This window comes from Microbulbifer variabilis (genome assembly GCF_052468405.1).
The window spans coordinates 1,697,206-1,715,153 of the sequence record NZ_CP174343.1; the positions used below are offsets into that span (position 1 = coordinate 1,697,206).

Genomic DNA, 17,948 nt, shown 5'->3' on the forward strand with positions numbered 1-17,948 from the left:
GCGGCCTTACTTCTCTATATTCATACTGTCAACTATATGCCTACTGTTCTGGAGAATATTCGATGAGTAAGAAATATAGAGGTGGCGCTAATATATTTATTTTATTGTTTGTCTTATTGCTATCCTTTGATGTCTTATCAGGCGAAGCTAAATCGTTTTATTCAAAGTTTGATTTTGGTCAAAGTTCTGAGGGTATCCTGGCTTCATATAAATTGGGGCATTCAGTATCTGGTCAAGAAATTATATATATTGATTATATTTGTGTTCCCGGTGATGAAAGTAAGCCTTGTATACTGGACCTGAATGGTAACTTTCCAACTGTCGAGTATGTAATTGAAGAGGGAGCTTATTTGCATGAAGTTCGCCTCTCTGGGCAAACAACAGTTGTGACCATGGGAGGAGGCCAGATTACCAGCTCTATTCAGGTATTTAACAATTCAGAATTATTTCTGCTGGGTGGAGAGATAGTATCGGTCAATGCTAGGAATACCAGTCGCGTAGTATTAGATGGCGGACAGGCATCAATTGCTCATGCATATGATAGCTCAACGATCTATAGCACTAGTAACTCACCCACAAGATCTCTATTGTCCTACCAGAATGCGTCAATCTATATCTTTGGAGCAGACTACGCGGAGGGTGAGCAGGTTCAACTGTTCTCTTTTGATAATTCAAATTTAAACCTATATGGCGAGAGATTTATCTATATATTAAGCACTAACGGTTGTGAATGGTCTGATAATAATCCTCCGGAAGGTGACCCGGGCATTTATACCAATATCTCTGGACAATGTCTTTCTGTAGGAAGGATAAGTGGAAGCCAGGTATTTATTACATCCACAGCAACAGAGAATGGGGAGGTAAGGTTTATTGACGTTGAGTCATAAACTAACTCCTGAAGGGTAAACTTCATCCGTCCCTAAGCTTTTGGGATGGATGAAGTTTAAAGCATATTACTAAGCCGAGTTCGTATATCGGATTCTACAGCAGGTCACTTCCGCATCAATCGCAATCCATTGAATACCACCAGCAGACTGGTACCCATATCCGCAAACACTGCCATCCACATGGTAGCTTCTCCAGCAAAGGCGAGGATAAGAAATATCGCTTTGATGCCGAGAGCAAGGACAATATTTTGCCAAAGTATATGGGCCGTGGTGCGTGACAAGCGTATAAAACCAGCAATTTTGCCAAGATTGTCATCCATTAAGGCAACATCGGCGGTTTCTATAGCGGTATCTGTACCTGTAGCTCCCATTGCAAAGCCGATATCGGCTCGCGCCAGTGCTGGTGCATCATTGATTCCGTCCCCAACCATACCAACTCTGCCATGACCGGCCAGGGACTCCACCTGCTGCAGTTTATCCTCTGGAAGAAGGTTGCCTTCGGCTCGATCGATGCCTACTTCGCGGGCGATGGCGTCGGCAGTATGTTGATTATCACCGGTTAACATTAGGGTTTTCACCCCTAATTCGTGGAGTTCTTCAATGGCTTTCCGACTGGACTCTTTGACGGTGTCCGCAACTGCGAACAAAGCCATTACTCCGGATTCTCCCACCAGCATAACGACTGTTTTGCCCTGGGATTCAAGTTTGCTAAGCAGCTGTTCAAGATCCGGACTACAGACCCCAAGCTCTTCTACCAAGCGGTGATTCCCCAGATAGTACCCCATATTTGCTATTTCGCCGCGAACACCCCGGCCGGCCAGGGCTTCAAAAGCCTCAACTTCATGTAGCTCTGCGTTTTCTGCGCTGAGATATTCTGCGACGGCTTTTGAGACAGGATGATCAGAACGTGAGGCCAGGCTGGCAGCTATAGTTCTGATTTCGTCAGGTTCAGCACCTGACCAGGGTTCGAAGTCGGTTACTTCGGGCTTGCCATGGGTAATGGTGCCGGTCTTATCTAGTGCAATCCAGCGCAGGCGACGACCCTGCTCGAGATAGGCACCGCCCTTAATCAAGGTGCCGTGACGGGTTGCTGCCGCTAGGCCGCTGACAATGGTGACCGGTGTCGCAATTACCAGAGCACAGGGGCAGGCGATTACCAGCAATACCAGAGACCTGTATATCCACTCCATCCAAGCGCCGCCGAAAAAGAGTGGGGGTATTAACGCTGTGGCTAAGGCTACGGCAAACACGAGGGGTGTGTACCAGCGGGCAAATTGGTCGACAAAGCGCTGCGTCGGCGCGCGGCTTCCTTGGGCCTCCTCTACCGCATGAATAATTCGGGCCAGGACAGCATCATTAGCGGCAGCGGTTACTTTGTATTCGAGCGCGCCAGATTCATTAATGGTCCCCGCAAAAAGTTCATTGCCGGCCGTCTTGTCTACAGGCAAGCTTTCCCCGGTAATTGGGGCCTGGTTAACTGCGGAGTTGCCTTTTACAACCTCCCCATCAAGGGCGATACGCTCGCCAGGTCTTACCCTGACAATGGCTCCTAAAGGTACCTCTTTTGCGCCGATCTCACGCCAACTTCCATCATCCTGCCGTACAGTGGCTGTTTCCGGGGTTAGGCTCAGTAGCTCCCGGATGGCATTTCGAGCGCGGTCCAACGATTTTGCTTCAATCAGTTCTGCCAGGGTAAATAACACCATTACCATGGCCGCTTCTGGCCAGTGTCCAATTAATATGGCGCCAGTGACCGCAATTGACATGAGCGCATTCATGTTCAGATTGAGGTTCTTAAGCGCTATCCATCCTTTTTTGTAGGTGGAGAGGCCACCGCCAGCAATGGCAGCCAGAGCCAATACAAATACTAACCAGGTATTACCGCCTTGCAGCCAATACGCCAATTCTGATGCCAGAGCTGCAACGGCTGCGGCACCAAGCAACCACCAATTGGCCTTAGCGGCTGGAGGGGCACCCTCGGTATCTTCCTCGGTAGCCAGCCTGGCATCCAGGTCGAGTGGCGTTAATACATCCAGGATCGTCTGCTCCATGCCAGCTGCATGGCCGACCGTCAGGATTCGCTGTACCAGATTGAAGTCGAGGCTGTAGATCCCCTGAATACTGGAAAGCTTGGCGCGTATCAGGCTTTCCTCGGTTGGGCAGTCCATCTTGCCAATGGAGAACAGGGAAGATTCTCCTTCTTTATTGACTGTACTATTGCCGGGTTTTTCGAGTGGCTCTGTGGGCTTTTCACAACCGCAGCCAGTATCGCGCTTTTCCATAGTCAACTCTCGGATAGCTCAAAAGGTGAGCCATTATTACTATCCCTCTAGTAACTATAGAGTCAAGGGGACACCTGCATGCCCTATATGATTGGCGAAGCCAGCTGTGAAGTGGAGGCAGTGCGTTACTACGATCAGGTGGACTCGTTACCGGAACCTGTGCGGACCAAGGATAATATATAACTTTATTCTGGAGCTCATTTAAAGCAATTTCACTGCATTCGCCACTGCCGTTCATTGGGCATGCCATTGGAAGATACTCGAAATCTGCTCGAACTCAAAGTGCAGCCAATTGAGAATTGCCTGGAAATCAATGAGCTGGTTGATGAAAACCTATCCGCCATATTGAGGATCAAATGGATCTGTAGGTACAACTTCGACAAAGTTTGTAGTAACTACGAGATCAATGTATCGACCTGGAAGCTGCAGGCACCTGTAAAGTCATGCGTATGCTTAGCGATCTCGAATTCTATGCTAAAACAGATTCCCAAGTTTGAAGGGTTTAATTTCGGAAAACTAAGCTACAGAGGTTCATGACTAAGATCTCTTAATTAAAATTCCCTAAGGTGCTCCAAGTGCTCCTGATTTTTTTAGGGAGGCCAGTGATATTAACCAGGTTATAAGGTGGGGCTAAGGGCAATGTGACCGTTCCAGTTAATCACAAATTTACCCAGCGAATAGATGGGCTTTTCTTCGATAATATCGATGCCTACAGGTTTAGAAGGTGCATGGTTCTGCATACGTCTAGATGATGGAAAAACCGTTAAAGCCCTTATTAATCAGATGCTGATAGCGCTTCAGAATGGTATCGCAATGAGGGAAGCTCAGCGTTACCGCCTAGCCTAGTCTGCTGCTTCTCTTGCCTTTACCCTACATAGAGGCAGTATAGCCTTTTGTCGTGATTAGTAAGCGCTCGTGATCAATCTTTCCAGTTCGATCAAGTGCTGTTTTTTTAGTGTCTTGAAGGTTTTTGCAGAGTAGAGCTTTTTCAAGGTGGGTTCAGATATCAAAAAATATTGAACGGCCCCAAGTAATTGGTAGATAAAGGCAAGCGGCTTTATCTCTTGAAAGTGTCCCTGTTTCTGGCTCGCTTTCACCAGTCCTTCTAGATGATCGAGAACGGGCTTTAGAAACCACTGATGGGCGTGTTCGGAGCGCTCTTTATTATCTAACAGCTCTCGCATCAGAAGAAGAATAACGCGGTGGGTTCTTTTGTCGGGTGCTGCCAGTACGTTTAATAAGTTCAACAGCTGTTCTCTGGGAGCTAGCTCATGCTCAATGTTGGGTTTCAGGTTCTCAACCAGATGGGTAACAGCGGACTCAAGTACCGCAGCATAGAGTTTTTCTTTGCTGGGGAAGTGGTGCAGCAGCCCTTGTTTGCTGATAGTCAGTTCGGCGGCGACATCATTGATGCTGGTTCCGTAAAAACCTCTCTCAGAAAAGAGAATTTCGGCCTTGAGAAGTAACTTTTCTCGTGTCTTCATTGAGCTTCAATATGGTCTGGCTAGACAGCTTGACACCTTACCGATTGGTAGGTAGCCTGTCAATAAACTTACCGATTGGTAGGTTCTGATTGCCATAACGCAAGGGATGGAGTATGGACAGACAAACAGAACTCGATCTTATCCAGCGATGCTGGGGACTGGTACAAGATAAAACCACAACCCTGGCGGATGAGACGGCCAACGCTGATACACGACGATACCGCAGCAAAGAGGTGTTCGAGCTTGAGATGGAGCATATTCATCGTCGTTGGCCATGGCCTCTGGTACATACTTCTGAACTGATTGAAGCGAATAGCCTCAAAGCGGTCGAGACGCCACTCGGCTCTTTGATTGTCAGTCGCGATGCTTCAGGCCAATGGCATGCCTTTCACAACAGCTGTCGTCATCGCGGTGCCACACTACTAGGGGAGGGAGAATGCCGGCAGTCAAAACGCATTCACTGCCCCTATCATGCCTGGTCATATACTACAGATGGCGCGTTGGCCTCGGTTCCTGGTAAGCAACAGTGCTTTCCTGATCTTGATAAGTCAGACAATGGCCTACTCGAACTGCCTGTTAAAGAAAAGCATGGATTCATTTGGCTTTGCCCTGATGGGGCTTCGGCTCCAGACCTGGATGAAGCTCTGGAAGGTATGTCGCAGTCGCTAGCGGCCCTGCAGCTCGATCAGCTCTCTGTTTTTGCGCAACATCGCAAGGTTTGGAACATGAACTGGAAAATCGTGGCAGAGGGCGGTATTGAAACCTACCACTTTTCCTATGCCCACAGCGAGAGTATTGGCCCTTATTTTTATAACAACACCGCGGTCATCGATGCCCTGGGACCCCATCTACGGGTAGTAATGCCGACCAAGGCTTTAGCTACGGTGGTGGAGAAACCCGTCGAGCAACAATCCCTGCGAGAATGCAGTCATACATTGTATTCATTGTTTCCTACCTCGGCCTTGCTGATTCAGCATCAGCATATTGACTGGGTGCAGTTCAGGCCCCTGGCCCTCGATAAAACGGCCATCGCTGTTACCACACTGGTTCCGACTGAGTTGCGGGATACCATGCGGGATCATTGGCAGCGTAACCATGATATTACTGTAGCGGTGTTGAATGAGGACTTTGAGCTAGGGGAGGGTGTTCAGCGCTCCATGAATAACGGTGCGCTGGATCGTATCAATTACGGGAGGAACGAATGGGCCCTAAAGCGGATGAATGGTTTTATTGACGACCTGTTAACGGAGAAATAGTAGGGTTATATAGCGTTTTAGAGAGTGTATTGCCTGGTTTTACAGTCATGTGTAAAACTCGGGAAAACTATAATAATTAGGCGCTCTCAGGTGCTGTAATTCTCAGGTGTTGTTGATTTGACCAATAAATGAGGCCCTTTCTCGTCCATTCGTCAGTAGAAGCGTCGACAAAGGATTTTATCCGTTGCTAGCGCTGCACTGGAAAGCCATGACCCTTCAGAGCTGATCATGGAGAAGATCGTCAAGGTCAGTCAAGTTTCTAGCAAAACCCTGTATAACTATTTTAATAACCGGGATCTGTTATTGTTGAAGCGGCTGTGAATGGTTGCTGGATATCGAGAGTAGTGAGCAGTTGCAGCAAGCTGAACCTGGGCTGGTTAGCCTTTGACCTATAGACTTAGTGCGATTGAGCAGTTTAATCTCAAGCCCGATCGAATTTGTCTTTTCTTTTCCATTTTGATTCAGTATGACAAGGGTAATGATGGAGCGAATCAGCTGAGTACAACTCTATTTAGGGAAAGCAATATCCATCTTGCTGAGAATGGTATGGCGCTGCGTGAAGGCACCATTATAGATGCCACTACTATCTCCGCTCCAACTTCGACAAGTCCGCTAAATGCGGATCTAGGGCAGTAAAAATGGAGATAACTGTATATAGAAAGCACGATTTCGAGTAAAAAGTAGCTATTTTTAGTTATGTGAAGCGTGATGTAACGCTAAAGGCTGGTTTTTCAGAGTATCCCTAAATAGTAGATACCGTACTGTAGCCTGAAGTGTTGTAGGTTTGGGTCATTGAGTGAGTATATTTCTTGAGCAAATGTCGTAACATTTCCGCAATACTTTTTATCATTGGTCTAACCATCTCTATTTGGGCTTTCTTTGCAGAGCCAAATAGTTTCAGAATCCGAGAGCAGACGATAACGATTGATTCCTGGCCAGAAGCCTGTAATAACAAGAAGGTGGCCATCCTTGCTGATTTACATGTGGGCTCTCCGTATAAAGGGGTTGATAGCCTTCGGTGGTTAGTTGATGAAGTAAATGCGAGTTTGCCTGATTTGATTTTGTTACCAGGTGATTTTGTTATCCAGGGCGTTGCAGGTGGCTCTTTTGTTTCTCCCGAAGAGGTTGCCGAGATACTGGAGGAATTGAAAGCGCCCATGGGCGTTTTCGCAGTGTTGGGAAATCACGACTGGTGGCTTGATGCCAAGCGGGTAGAGAAGGCATTCGCTGATCGAGGGATTACGGTACTTGAAGACCGATCAGCAAAGCTGAATAGTGGCGCTTGTAAGTTACGCCTGGTGGGTCTCAGTGATTTTTGGGAGGGGCCACATGATATCGCACAAGCGATGGATGGCATTGATACCGCTGAGAGCATTTTGGCTTTCACGCACAATCCCGATATATTTCCAGAATTACCGAAGCAAATCTCACTGACTATTGCTGGGCACACCCACGGAGGACAGGTTTACCTGCCATTTATTGGGCGCCCGATAGTTCCCTCTCGTTACGGGCAACGTTATGCGATAGGTCATATCGAGGAAGGTGGAAAAAACCTGTATGTAAGCCCTGGAGTAGGGACCAGTATTTTACCTGTGCGATTCCTAGTTCCGCCGGAAGTAACGCTCTTGTCTATCTCTAGTAACTAAGCGTAAGCAAGTGGGGCGTGCAGGATGATGGATTTGGTAATTCTGTTTGATCGGAATAGAGCAGGTACCTTGCCATACAATAGCAATGCTGCTTTGGACTTTCAGGATTGGCCAGATGATAACCGTTAAACGCAAGGTATTGTTCGGTGATTGTGACCCTGCGGGTATTGTATATACCCCAAGATTTTCCGACTTTGCCCTGGAGGCAACTCACGAAGCGATGTCTGTCCTGTTTGACGGCCCAGCCATTAGAAGGATGAAGCAGCTGGGCTTTATAACTCCGGTAAGAGCATTCAACTTGGAATTCCTGACCCCTGTGACTTGGGATCAGGAGTTAAAAATTCAGGTTTCTATCTCAGATATTGGCAACCACTCTTTTAGCTTCCAGCTTGAGGCTTATCTGGAGAGTGGGGCACCGGCTTTTACGGCGAACATTACCTATGTCACTTTATCTGCCTCCGACAGGGTCAAAATCCCTCTGCCAGGTCACCTTAGGGATACTTTGGCTCAAGCGAACCAAGCAAATGCACCATAAAGTAAATGGACTATAAAGGTGGTAGGTGGCGATGAAATCTGCAACTACACACTCCACTCGAAGAGGCCCTTCTCCTCGTTAAGGAAATCGAGCAAGGCCGCGAGTTTCTTCGGTTTGTTCAATCCAGTTCGGTATACGGCATGAATGTTCATTGGTGGTACATGCCATTCTGGAAGCACTTTTACCAACTGCCCGCCAGCCAATTCCTCAACAATATTGTTAATTGGCAATTGGGCGATGCCGAGCCCATTCAACGTTGCATTTTTTAATGCCTGGATGTTAGCGCAAAAGAAATTTCCGCTTACGGATAAGTTGATGGTTGAGTTAGCAGATGTCAGTGTCCATTCCGATTCCCCCGGATTGAATTGAAATCGAAGGCAGTTGTGACCCGCCAGCTCTTCAGGAAGTTGGGGCGCCCCATGCACTGCCAGATATTCTGGATTGGCCACAAGAACCCTGGTGGAGTAGCCGAGCTTGCGGCTTATTAGGCGGTCGTCCTGAATTTCTCCTACTCGGAAAGCCAAGTCGATACCCTGGGCAAATAGATCCTCGAAGTCATAGGTAAGGTTGAGAGAAACCGTAATTTTGGGCCAGCGTTTCAAAAATGGGGGCAAGACCTTTTGTGAGAGAAACTCGCCAAGAGCGGGTGGGGCAGAAACTTTAAGGAGCCCTTGTACCTGTTGCTCCATAACCAGCACATCGTGCTGAAGGGCTTTAAAATCTTCCACCAATTGAAGTGCTCGCTCATAAGCAATAGCACCGACTTCAGTTAACTCAACCCGACGGGTTGAGCGGTCCAGTAACTTTGCTTTCAGATGGGACTCCAACCGGGATATTTCCTTGCTGACTGTGGATTTCGGTAGGCCCAACTGCTCAGCCACAAGTGTGAGATTCAGGGTTTTACTGACCTGGACAAATACCGATAGGGTTCTCAAGCTTACTGTTTCTAAATCGCGAACATTCATTTTCAAATTGGGTAATTGTTCATTTATGGGTGGATAATAGAATGGCTTCGTCTTCGAAACAACATGATTCACAGGAGATTCAACCATGTCGAATGAACGAATTGCACTAGTTACTGGCTCTAATCGCGGTATTGGTCTCGAAGTTGCCAAGCAGCTCTCTGACCAGGGGGTCAAGGTAATTCTGTCTGGCCGCAACCAGGAGAAGCTTCAAGAGGTTAAAGCGGCCTGGACAGGCAAGGTAGCCCCACTGGACACCATAGAATTGGATATCACCAAGGCAAACGACAGGGCGCGAGCAGCTCAAAAAATTGCTGAGCAGTATGGCCGACTGGATATTCTAGTAAACAATGCCGGTGTGATTGTGGAAGGAGAATGGGCGCAGAATAACAGTGAGACTGTTTCCCAAGCTGATCTGCAAACCACCTTCGATATCAACTTGTTTGCTCAAATTGGCCTCACGCAGGAACTACTGCCACTACTCAAGAAGAGTAAGGCTGGACGTATTGTAAACGTTAGTAGCATCTTGGGTTCCCTGGCAGTAAATGCCGATGTTGAATCTGGCTGGAGTGCGGTAAAACCGTTTGCTTACAACGCATCTAAAGCCGCATTAAATATGTTTACAGTTTCCCTGAGCCAGAGCCTTGCAGAGACCAATATCAAGGTCAATAGTGCGCACCCCGGTTGGGTTAAAACCGACCTGGGCACCAGCGCGGCGCCAATGGAAGTTACCGACGGAGCTTCAACGGTTGTAGACCTGGCCCTGATCGATAGCGATGGCCCCAACGGACAATTTGTCCACCTCGGTGAAGAGCAACCTTGGTAAGCACCTTTCGCAATATCAATAGCCTATTTGCTAGCTACCCCTTCACATAGTGAAGGGGTAGCTAGGTGTATGCTCCATTTAAGTGGGGAAGGCTATCTGCGATCAATGATTTTTTTAACCTTGCCAGCTTTTTTACTGATTTCCCCAGGTTGTAAAATTTCTATATTGATTCTTGAGGCCGCTTCGAGCCCCAGGAAAATCATACGAAGGGTTACATCTGAACTGGTGAGGTTGCTATAAAATAGTCGTGCTAAACGCTCTTTCTCCTGCTGATTGGCAGCTTCTCTTGCTTCAATTTCGAAGGTCAAATGATCATGCCCATCGACTTTTTCGATAATGCAGTGGTAAAAGGAGCTGAGACCAGCGATAGCAGTGATGGCGTTTTCCAGCGTAATCGGATAGATATTGCCGCCATTGATTGTGAACATATTATCGAGGCGCCCCTTGATGGGCCCCAAATAGGTTCCGGGATGGCCACACTCGCAAGGGCCTCTGTGCATCTCCACCAGATCATGTGTGTTATAGCGAATCAGCGGAAGGGCTTCACGCTGCAGAGCGGTTATCACTAATTCCCCAGTGACACCATCTTTACATGGTTCTCCTGTATCGGGGTCAATAACTTCTGCATGAAAGAAATCTTCCCACACATGTAAGTTATGATGCTGGCATTCACTCGCTATTAGCCCAAGCTCAGTATTCGCATACATATTAATCAGCTTGGAGTTGAACAACTGCTCATAGCGAGCCCGAAAGTCTTCAGAGAACAGTTCACCCACCATAAATATATTGCGTATGTTTAAGGATGCCGGTGATATATCTTTCTCCAGGCAGTGGCGTTCCAGCCGAGGTAATAAAGAGGGAAGGCAGACCATATAATCCAGCTGATCCCTTTGCAGGCTCTGAAGCTGATGGTCAATCCCCAGAAATGAATCTGCGGGAATGGTGAGGCCAAATATTTCAGCGGCAGCATGACAAATCATACCACTGGGCCAGGGACCATAGGTCATTGCACACAAACATTTATCGAATGGTTCAACACCTGCAAATAAGTAGCTGCGCGCTTGAGAGATTACCGCGTTCTCAATATCTTTGCGGGTATAGGGCACTCGCTTGGGAGTGCCGGTGCTGCCTGAGGTGTGGCAATAGCGAACAATATCGTTAAAAGCCATACTCACTGTCGGCATAGGCTTTAAAAATACTTCAGAGCTTATAATCGGCAGTTGGTGTAAATCTGTACAGGTTTGTATTGCCTCTATATCAACATTGTTTTGCGCAAGTAATTCACGATAGTAGTTGGACTTTGCAACAGCCTCACTGAGCAGCTTCTTGATTTGATTATCTTTAAATGCCTGCTGTTCATTTCTAGACCGGCTATTAATGTGCAGAAAATCTGTCAGTAGTTCGTTATAGTTCATAAATACACTAACTATCTATTTATAGATATTTAACTGGTCGTTCTGCAGAGAAATGCACACGGTGTAATTCCCGCCGTTGATTGTAGTCATTTACCGCATAGTGTAAGACCTGGTGATTGTTCCAAAGCACCAGGGTGCCAGGGCGCCATTGCACTCGGCAATTAAATTCCGGTTTTTCGACGTGCTGAAACAGGTAATTTAGCAGGCCCAAGCTTTCATCAGCTGTCATACCCTCAAACTGCGAGGTAGTAGTTCGGTTCAGGTAAAGAAAAGGCTTGCCAGTTACGGGGTTTTTACAAACTGCTGGGTGTATTGCAGATTTCAACGGCATTAATTTTAGCGCCCGCTCTATACCGGACCCATCCGCATCCGAACTTTCCATTAATTTTGTTAATGGTTGCTTTTTGAGCATTAGTTCTGTGGTGTGTATCACATTGAGAGAGTTAACTACTTGCTGCATTGCAGTTGAAAGGCTCTCATAAGCAAGTGTTGAGCTAGTAAAGAGGGTATCGCCCCCCCTGGGGGGAATATCTATACCATACAAAGCGATACCTTTTACCGGATTCGAATAATAGCCCTGGTCATGATGCCAGATTCCCCCAGTATTTTTCTTTTCACCGGCCTCTTTAATGATTCTAGCAACTTGTGGATACTCCTCTGAGTGACCCTGAAAAAAGAAATAATTTTTTTGAAGTTCCCCAAATAAACTGCAGAAGTTGACAAATGCTTGAGTATCCAGGTCCATATCCCTGATAACCAATAGCTCATGCTCATGCCATAAGTTTTGCAGTGTTAGCCCTGTGCTTTGGTCCATATCGGCTAGTTCATTCGCTGGAATCTCAATGCCGAAATTGCCTGTTAAATAGTTAAAATTCATAAAATGCTCTCTACCTGGGCTGTTGTAAATTGTGACCAGTTCGCCAATTTTAATGCTTCGGGTAAACCACCTGTTGAGCGCATCATTGCGGCTCTAGCTGAGCAAAAAGTTGCTGCGCGGACAATTTCTCTTAACGTATCCAGCTGGTCGTTGACATTGTTAAGTGCGGCCATTCCACAGGGTACAAGGTCCTGATTGTTGCCTTCACACGAGAAACTCATCTGACGCACGGGTGTTGACCTGGCTTTTATTTCCTGGAACAGAGCTGACGTCAGCTGGTGAATTCCTTTACAGTGGTTGAATGATTCAACACTCAAATTGTCCGGCAGTCCTCCATTTAAGCGATGGTCCATTAAAATCAATATTTGTCGATCAAGCATCTCGGCCAGGCGATGAATAATTTCCTGCATAAATTCAGCAGAAGCCGCCAGCCCAATCGCATAAAAGAGTCCGCCATGCCAGGGGCCAGACTCAAGAATTAGGGGATTGTCGGCAACGGCAAGCGCTTCGGAACGAATTTTGGCTTCGGAGTAATCCAATAAGTCAAGACAGTGTCCCAGTATCTGGGGAGCGCAGCGAACTGAATAACGAGCTTGTAATAGACTTTTCTCACCTTCGACAATATTCGGCGATTGTAAATAGTCATGTCGGAGTTGTGTTAGCAAGTTGCCTGCTCGAGCGTAGCTGGTATGTACCTCTCCATAGTGTAAACCTTCCGAGAAATGTTCATCTCCAGCACCTATGGCCAAGGACATCAGCGCTACAGATTTAAAACAGTCCCTTAATAACTTCCTTAATTGATAATCATGCTCGATAGCCCATGAAGCCATCATGGCATTGGTATTTACCAGGCCAATTACGTCGCGGGGGCCTTTTGGCCCATGCTCAAATAGTGGAGATATGGCATGGGCCATAGAAATTAAGTCACCACTGGCACCCAGGCTGCCTTTTCGGGGGACTCTGGGAAGAGTTTCACTGTTTGCCAGCTTAAGAAGTGCTTGGTAAGTGGAAGGGTGGATACCTGACAGGCCGTGAGCTGTTTTTCGAGCTTGTAGTTTTAACGCGCGCCTGACGACCGATTTGGGTAGCGGAGCACCGATACCAACTTGTAAATATTCCAAGAGGTTGACTTGGGTATTTTTCCATTGGTCTGGGTCTAGGCGATTTCGCTCATTCTCACCATAGCTGGTGTGTAGTCCATAGATAGGGTTGTTAGTATCGCCGATCTGATCTTGTAGTAATGCATAGGAGTGTTTAACTCTGGAAATGTCTTTATCACTCGCGATGATTGGGTTGTGTAGGTATCCCCATTCATACCAAGTCTGCAAAGGAAAAGTTAAAGCCATACTGAAATTAGTTTCAGAGGATACTGCATTACTATTCGCTGCTGAGGGATAGCTGAGAGATGATGTAGACACTCTGGCTCCGGAAATTTTTTTGAATAAATAGGAAGCAAAGAAATTAACATGAGTGTAAAAACATGAAAAATAGAAGTCGGCGCTGGTTGCCATAGCCAATATCTATGGCAACCAAGAGTATGTCGATGTAGACTCGACAACTGTTTTTTAAGTTAAGTAGCTAAATAAGTTGCGCTCTATGTTCCCACACGCTGATGAACTTAATTATTTTATTGAGGTTGCAAAAACAAAAAATATATCCAGGGCAGCAGAAAGATTGGGGATTCGGCAGCCTAGTTTGAGTGCTGCTATCAAAAGGCTGGAAAGACAGCTGGGTACTGAAGTAATAATACGGGAAAAAACCGGCGTTCAACTTTCACGCGCGGGTCTTAGGCTATTAAAAAGCGCTCAGCAGCTACTAGATGATTGGGATGAGGTTAAATACTCTGCGCTGCGAGAAAATAAAGAGGCCGTTGGCCACTTCACTATCGGTTGTCACAGCTCCATTTCACTACATATGCTGCCTGATGGTCTGCCTGCTTTTATCGCACAAAACCCAGGTATTGAATTAAGCTTTCAGCATGCACTTTCTCGTGAGATTGTAGAAGCAGTGATCAGTTGGAAAATTGATATCGGTATTGTCGTAAACCCTGTATCTCATCCTGATCTGGTGATCAAGCATCTTTGTCATGATGTGGTGAGTTTTTGGCATAATCCTGAGAAAATTCAATCTAGAGACGTACTGATATATGATCCAGCACTGATGCAGACGGATTGGCTACTGAAAACCATTGCTGAAAGAAATAAATATAAACAATATATAAGGTCTTCTAGTCACGAGCTGATCACAAAAATGACATTAGAAGGAGCTGGCGTTGGTATTATTCCTGGTCGTGTTGCGCAGACACTCGGAAGAAACCAGCTTGAATGGGTGAGTGAAGACCAACCAGGTTTTAAAGATGAAATATGCCTAGTGTATCGACGTGAGATAACACATAGCCTGGGTGCTGAAAAGTTAATTGAAGAATTTAAACTTTCTAATTATAAAAAAAATTTCTATTAGGTGTAATTAAAATGAATACACTCAATTCGTAATTTTATTGGTAATATTTTGATGTGTAAGCGGCTGATGATCAATATCCATGAAGTTTGAGTGGTTTTAAATTGCATGTGATTTTGAATTGAAAAAAACATCGAGAATTCTAATTATTTAATTAAGAACGGCTCCGAAAAGGGATTGTAGCGAATGCCATGCGCTCGCCCTTGTGAGGTGGTAAATTCATCAGCCCAGCCAATGATTAGCCTGACGCTATTCGCGGCATCCTCCAGAAGCTCTGACTGTTCCGGGTTCAGCCTTAGCCAGGCACTTTGATCTCTATTGGGTGTTACGTAGGCTGAGAGAACTTTGTCAAACTCCGCACCAGTAACAATATGTGAGGCAACCCTGACCCTCAGTGCTTCTGACATTGCTTTGCGGAAATGGACAGCTCTGGTTGGGTGCAGCTTTCCCATTTCTTCCAGTTTGGAAAGTTGAGCTAGGGAACTGACTTCATCTATATCATAGAACCACGCGAGGCCTTTCAATATGAACTGAGGAGCTCGATAAAACTCTCTTTTAACTCGCTTAATGTCAGAATAGGGGGCTGGCGGTTGGAAATTTTTATCATTAATCGCAACTTCCATAGCTTGCAGCCCCTGCTTTCTCTTCCTTGTTAGAAGCGAATTAGAGCCAAACTCAATAGCTTGCTTACCTAAAACAAATTTAACTTCATCCACTAGTTCTCTATGCAGCTTCGGGTTGCCAAAAGCGTGAGCACATTCTTGAAGTCCGCTAACAATATGTTTCCGGAGGTAACGTTTAGGATCACTTGGGTATTGGTAGTACTCTTCAAGAAGCCCCGTTAGAGCAGCTGCGGTATTGGTTAGGTCAAAAATAACTCGATCTTTTTTAATTAGGCCATCTTTGTTATTCCTTTCCATCCATTTCTTTGTCACCATTCCCAGTGGATTTAACCCTCCAGTACAGAAAACAAAACCTTTTCCCGGGCGCAGTGTTTTTATACGACTGTCATTGATATTATCTAGTCGCTTTTGAACGGCGAGATTAATCTTCCTCCATGTTTCCCTTTGATTTTGGGTAATCTTGGGTACTACGATAAAAGCATCTAAGTCTGATTGAGGGCAAGCCTCGCCTCTCGCACCGGAGCCAGTTATGCAGAAAGAAAAATCGGAGGGGCGGCTATGAATTGTAAATTGATCCTTATATAGCCTTTCGATAAAGCCAACTAATTTCTTTGTCCATGATGACATCATTTGCCATGCTTTTTTTTCGTTGTCAAGCATATCTTTGATGTCAGATCTTTGCCCGTCTAAAAAATCTGCAAGACAAAGTGTGCATGTATTTATTAAAGGGCCACTTAGGGATGGGCCTGGGCATAGCTGGCTACTGTATTTGCAAGACATAGATAACCCTAAGTAAAAGAAAAGACTTTATGAGTAAAATTTCTAAAGATTGGTTTTTTAAAGAACCATATTCTTACAAGAACATACTCCCATGGATGAGAACAAACTCTCAACTAGGTGAAATTTGAGAGAGGGATGTACTAAGCCTGATTGAGAACTTACTTTATCGTGGTGTTTTTTAGTTTTTCTCCTGGCCATTCTTAATAACCGTAGTGGGAACTCCCTTTACCCCAGAGTAGAAGATAATAAGGTTAGCAGGCCCATTGCCTTCATAGCGCCCATAGTGCCACTTGTCAGTTATCTCGGCATAGGTCTTAGCCTCACCCAGGGGTTTCAATCTAAAAGGGTAACCTCATTGAAGGCGGGGATGGTAGTCTGAGTAATCAGTGGAGATTTCTATTAACTTCACTAGCGCTCCAGGTAGACCGCAGTTGCCATACCTCCTGCAGTACAGACACCAATAACTGCTTTATGCTTATCCCTTCTTCCTAACTCCAATAGGGTGGAACCCAGATAACGGATTCCCGACATTCCATAGGGGTGGCCGAGGGCAATGGCTCCTCCGTTGACATTGGTTATTTCCCAAGGAGTATCCAGTTCAGCCTGGTTATAGAGTGTAGTTACGGCAAAGGCTTCATGGAGCTCCCATAAGTCAATATCTGCCATAGCCAGGCTGTGATGCTTCATTAGCTTTTTGATAGCGGGTGCCACAGCAATACTCATTTCCTTTGGTGCAACTGCAGATAGTTGCATGCCGCGGAACAGACCAAGAATTGGTAGATTTCTCTGTGCGGCTAATTCTGCATCCATCATTACCACAGCCGCTGCGCCATCGGAGAGCTGGGAAGCGTTGCCTGCTGTAATTGTGCCGCCTGTGTTCACGGGCTCTAATGCCGTCAGGCCTTCCAGGGTGGTGTCAGGGCGAGGGCCTTCATCTTCACTCAAGGTAACGTGTTTATTACTTGTTTCACCGGTTTCCTTGCTTTTTACCGACATTACTGTCTTGAAAGGAACAATTTCCTCGGCAAATTTCCCTTCCTTGAGTGCCGTAGCCACTCGCTTTTGAGAGTCCACAACGTAGCGGTCCTGGGTCTCACGGCTAATTGAAAACTTATCGGCAACAAAGTCCGCTGTTTGAATCATGGTCCACCAGACAGCGGGAATTTTCTTCTGTAGGGGTTCGTAAACGAAATGATCAAGGTTTAAGTGAAACTGAACCAGACTAATGCTTTCTACGCCACCAGCAATACCAATTTGCATCTCTCCGGCAGCTATTCGGTTTGCTACAACCGAGGCGGCATTCAGCCCGGAACCACAATAGCGGTTGATCGTAATCCCCGGTGCCTGGGTCCCACAGCCGGCAAATAGTGCGGCATTGCGTGCGATATTGTGCCCGGTGGCCCCCTCAGGTAAACCGCATCCCAGCACTACATCTTCAATCTCGTGAGGATCTAACTGTGCTCTATCAATGGCCTCCCTTATTACATGGGCCGCCATCGGAATACCGTGAGTCTGATTGAGTGCACCACGTCTTGCTTTGGCGATAGCAGTTCTGCAATAGGCGACGACGGCGACATCTTTCATAAGAAGCCTCGGGGTAGTGGGATGAGTTGTATTTAAAGTAGATTAGACAATGAAAAGAGGGCGGTTTTGTTATTTGTGCTTGCGGGAATCCCACGAGTGATCATTCCGTCTATGTGTGATTACACGACTATAGGTCGTCACATGGATTATAGTCCTACCCTTTCTCAATCGATTTGGTGGAATTTTGCTCATCCTATTTGCTTGAGATCAGTATTGCGAGCTTTATCACGAGCACTGACAGGAGGCTACTCCATTAGTTGCGATATTGTGTGAATCTAGGTCCAACTTCCAGAGTTAACTTTTCCATCAATTAGTGGAAATCCAGCTTAATTGA

At 46.2% G+C, this 17,948-nt stretch carries 17 protein-coding genes; 9 read left to right on the forward strand and 8 right to left on the reverse strand.

Annotated elements, in window-relative coordinates:
* The first annotated feature begins 62 nt into the window (after positions 1-62).
* Complete coding sequence (locus tag ACJJJB_RS07860; protein WP_020415384.1) at positions 63-887, forward strand: hypothetical protein; 825 nt, start codon at positions 63-65, stop codon at positions 885-887.
* Positions 888-991: 104 nt separating this feature from the next.
* On the opposite strand, the gene ACJJJB_RS07865 is transcribed toward ACJJJB_RS07860, so the two are convergent.
* Positions 992-3,169, reverse strand: a complete 2,178-nt coding sequence (locus ACJJJB_RS07865) for a heavy metal translocating P-type ATPase (RefSeq protein ID WP_445366004.1) — start codon at positions 3,167-3,169, stop codon at positions 992-994.
* A gap of 219 nt (positions 3,170-3,388) precedes the next feature.
* Between ACJJJB_RS07865 and ACJJJB_RS07870 the strand changes: the two genes are divergently transcribed.
* Positions 3,389-3,706, forward strand: a complete 318-nt coding sequence (locus ACJJJB_RS07870) for a MerR family transcriptional regulator (protein ID WP_445366268.1) — start codon at positions 3,389-3,391, stop codon at positions 3,704-3,706.
* Between the two features lie 365 nt (positions 3,707-4,071).
* Here ACJJJB_RS07870 and ACJJJB_RS07875 read toward each other — a convergent pair whose 3' ends face one another.
* On the reverse strand, positions 4,072-4,653 hold the full coding sequence (locus tag ACJJJB_RS07875; RefSeq protein WP_444901621.1) for a TetR/AcrR family transcriptional regulator: 582 nt from the start codon (positions 4,651-4,653) through the stop codon (positions 4,072-4,074).
* Positions 4,654-4,766: 113 nt separating this feature from the next.
* Between ACJJJB_RS07875 and ACJJJB_RS07880 the strand changes: the two genes are divergently transcribed.
* From ACJJJB_RS07880 to ACJJJB_RS07900, 5 genes are all read left to right on the forward strand, one after another.
* Positions 4,767-5,909, forward strand: coding sequence for an aromatic ring-hydroxylating oxygenase subunit alpha (locus ACJJJB_RS07880; protein WP_445366005.1), 1,143 nt, complete (start codon positions 4,767-4,769; stop codon positions 5,907-5,909).
* A 174-nt stretch (positions 5,910-6,083) separates the two neighbouring features.
* Positions 6,084-6,230 (forward strand): TetR family transcriptional regulator, encoded by a 147-nt coding sequence (locus tag ACJJJB_RS07885; protein ID WP_083922857.1) that lies wholly within the window; start codon positions 6,084-6,086, stop codon positions 6,228-6,230.
* A gap of 63 nt (positions 6,231-6,293) precedes the next feature.
* Positions 6,294-6,545, forward strand: a complete 252-nt coding sequence (locus tag ACJJJB_RS07890) for a hypothetical protein (protein ID WP_020415391.1) — start codon at positions 6,294-6,296, stop codon at positions 6,543-6,545.
* 173 nt (positions 6,546-6,718) lie between these two features.
* On the forward strand, positions 6,719-7,555 hold the full coding sequence (locus ACJJJB_RS07895; RefSeq protein ID WP_353375412.1) for a metallophosphoesterase: 837 nt from the start codon (positions 6,719-6,721) through the stop codon (positions 7,553-7,555).
* Positions 7,556-7,670: 115 nt separating this feature from the next.
* Positions 7,671-8,090, forward strand: coding sequence for an acyl-CoA thioesterase (locus ACJJJB_RS07900; RefSeq protein WP_040629508.1), 420 nt, complete (start codon positions 7,671-7,673; stop codon positions 8,088-8,090).
* A 44-nt stretch (positions 8,091-8,134) separates the two neighbouring features.
* Here the strand turns inward: ACJJJB_RS07900 and ACJJJB_RS07905 are convergent, their stop codons facing one another.
* Positions 8,135-9,025, reverse strand: a complete 891-nt coding sequence (locus ACJJJB_RS07905; RefSeq protein WP_169337149.1) for a LysR family transcriptional regulator — start codon at positions 9,023-9,025, stop codon at positions 8,135-8,137.
* A gap of 115 nt (positions 9,026-9,140) precedes the next feature.
* Here ACJJJB_RS07905 and ACJJJB_RS07910 point away from each other — a divergent pair, with 115 nt between their 5' ends.
* On the forward strand, positions 9,141-9,878 hold the full coding sequence (locus ACJJJB_RS07910; RefSeq protein ID WP_444946841.1) for an SDR family oxidoreductase: 738 nt from the start codon (positions 9,141-9,143) through the stop codon (positions 9,876-9,878).
* Between the two features lie 92 nt (positions 9,879-9,970).
* Here ACJJJB_RS07910 and ACJJJB_RS07915 read toward each other — a convergent pair whose 3' ends face one another.
* Genes ACJJJB_RS07915 through ACJJJB_RS07925 form a run of 3 tightly spaced genes read right to left on the reverse strand, consistent with a single transcriptional unit; the run spans position 9,971 to position 13,588 of the window.
* Positions 9,971-11,293, reverse strand: a complete 1,323-nt coding sequence (locus ACJJJB_RS07915) for a phenylacetate--CoA ligase family protein (RefSeq protein WP_444946840.1) — start codon at positions 11,291-11,293, stop codon at positions 9,971-9,973.
* Positions 11,294-11,312: 19 nt separating this feature from the next.
* A complete protein-coding gene (locus tag ACJJJB_RS07920) occupies positions 11,313-12,170 on the reverse strand; it encodes a TauD/TfdA dioxygenase family protein (protein WP_444946839.1) in 858 nt (285 codons plus the stop codon).
* Complete coding sequence (locus ACJJJB_RS07925) at positions 12,167-13,588, reverse strand: aromatic amino acid ammonia-lyase (RefSeq protein ID WP_169337150.1); 1,422 nt, start codon at positions 13,586-13,588, stop codon at positions 12,167-12,169. Before ACJJJB_RS07925 ends, ACJJJB_RS07920 begins: the two co-directional genes overlap by 4 nt.
* Before the next feature lie 178 nt (positions 13,589-13,766).
* Between ACJJJB_RS07925 and ACJJJB_RS07930 the strand changes: the two genes are divergently transcribed.
* Entirely contained in the window at positions 13,767-14,630 is an 864-nt protein-coding gene (locus tag ACJJJB_RS07930) for a LysR family transcriptional regulator (RefSeq protein WP_020415399.1), read from the forward strand.
* A gap of 143 nt (positions 14,631-14,773) precedes the next feature.
* Here ACJJJB_RS07930 and ACJJJB_RS07935 read toward each other — a convergent pair whose 3' ends face one another.
* Both ACJJJB_RS07935 and ACJJJB_RS07940 read right to left on the reverse strand, forming a co-directional pair.
* A complete protein-coding gene (locus ACJJJB_RS07935) occupies positions 14,774-15,910 on the reverse strand; it encodes a DUF294 nucleotidyltransferase-like domain-containing protein (RefSeq protein WP_445366006.1) in 1,137 nt (378 codons plus the stop codon).
* A gap of 528 nt (positions 15,911-16,438) precedes the next feature.
* A complete protein-coding gene (locus tag ACJJJB_RS07940) occupies positions 16,439-17,614 on the reverse strand; it encodes a thiolase family protein (RefSeq protein ID WP_445366007.1) in 1,176 nt (391 codons plus the stop codon).
* Between the last annotated feature and the right edge of the window lie 334 nt (positions 17,615-17,948).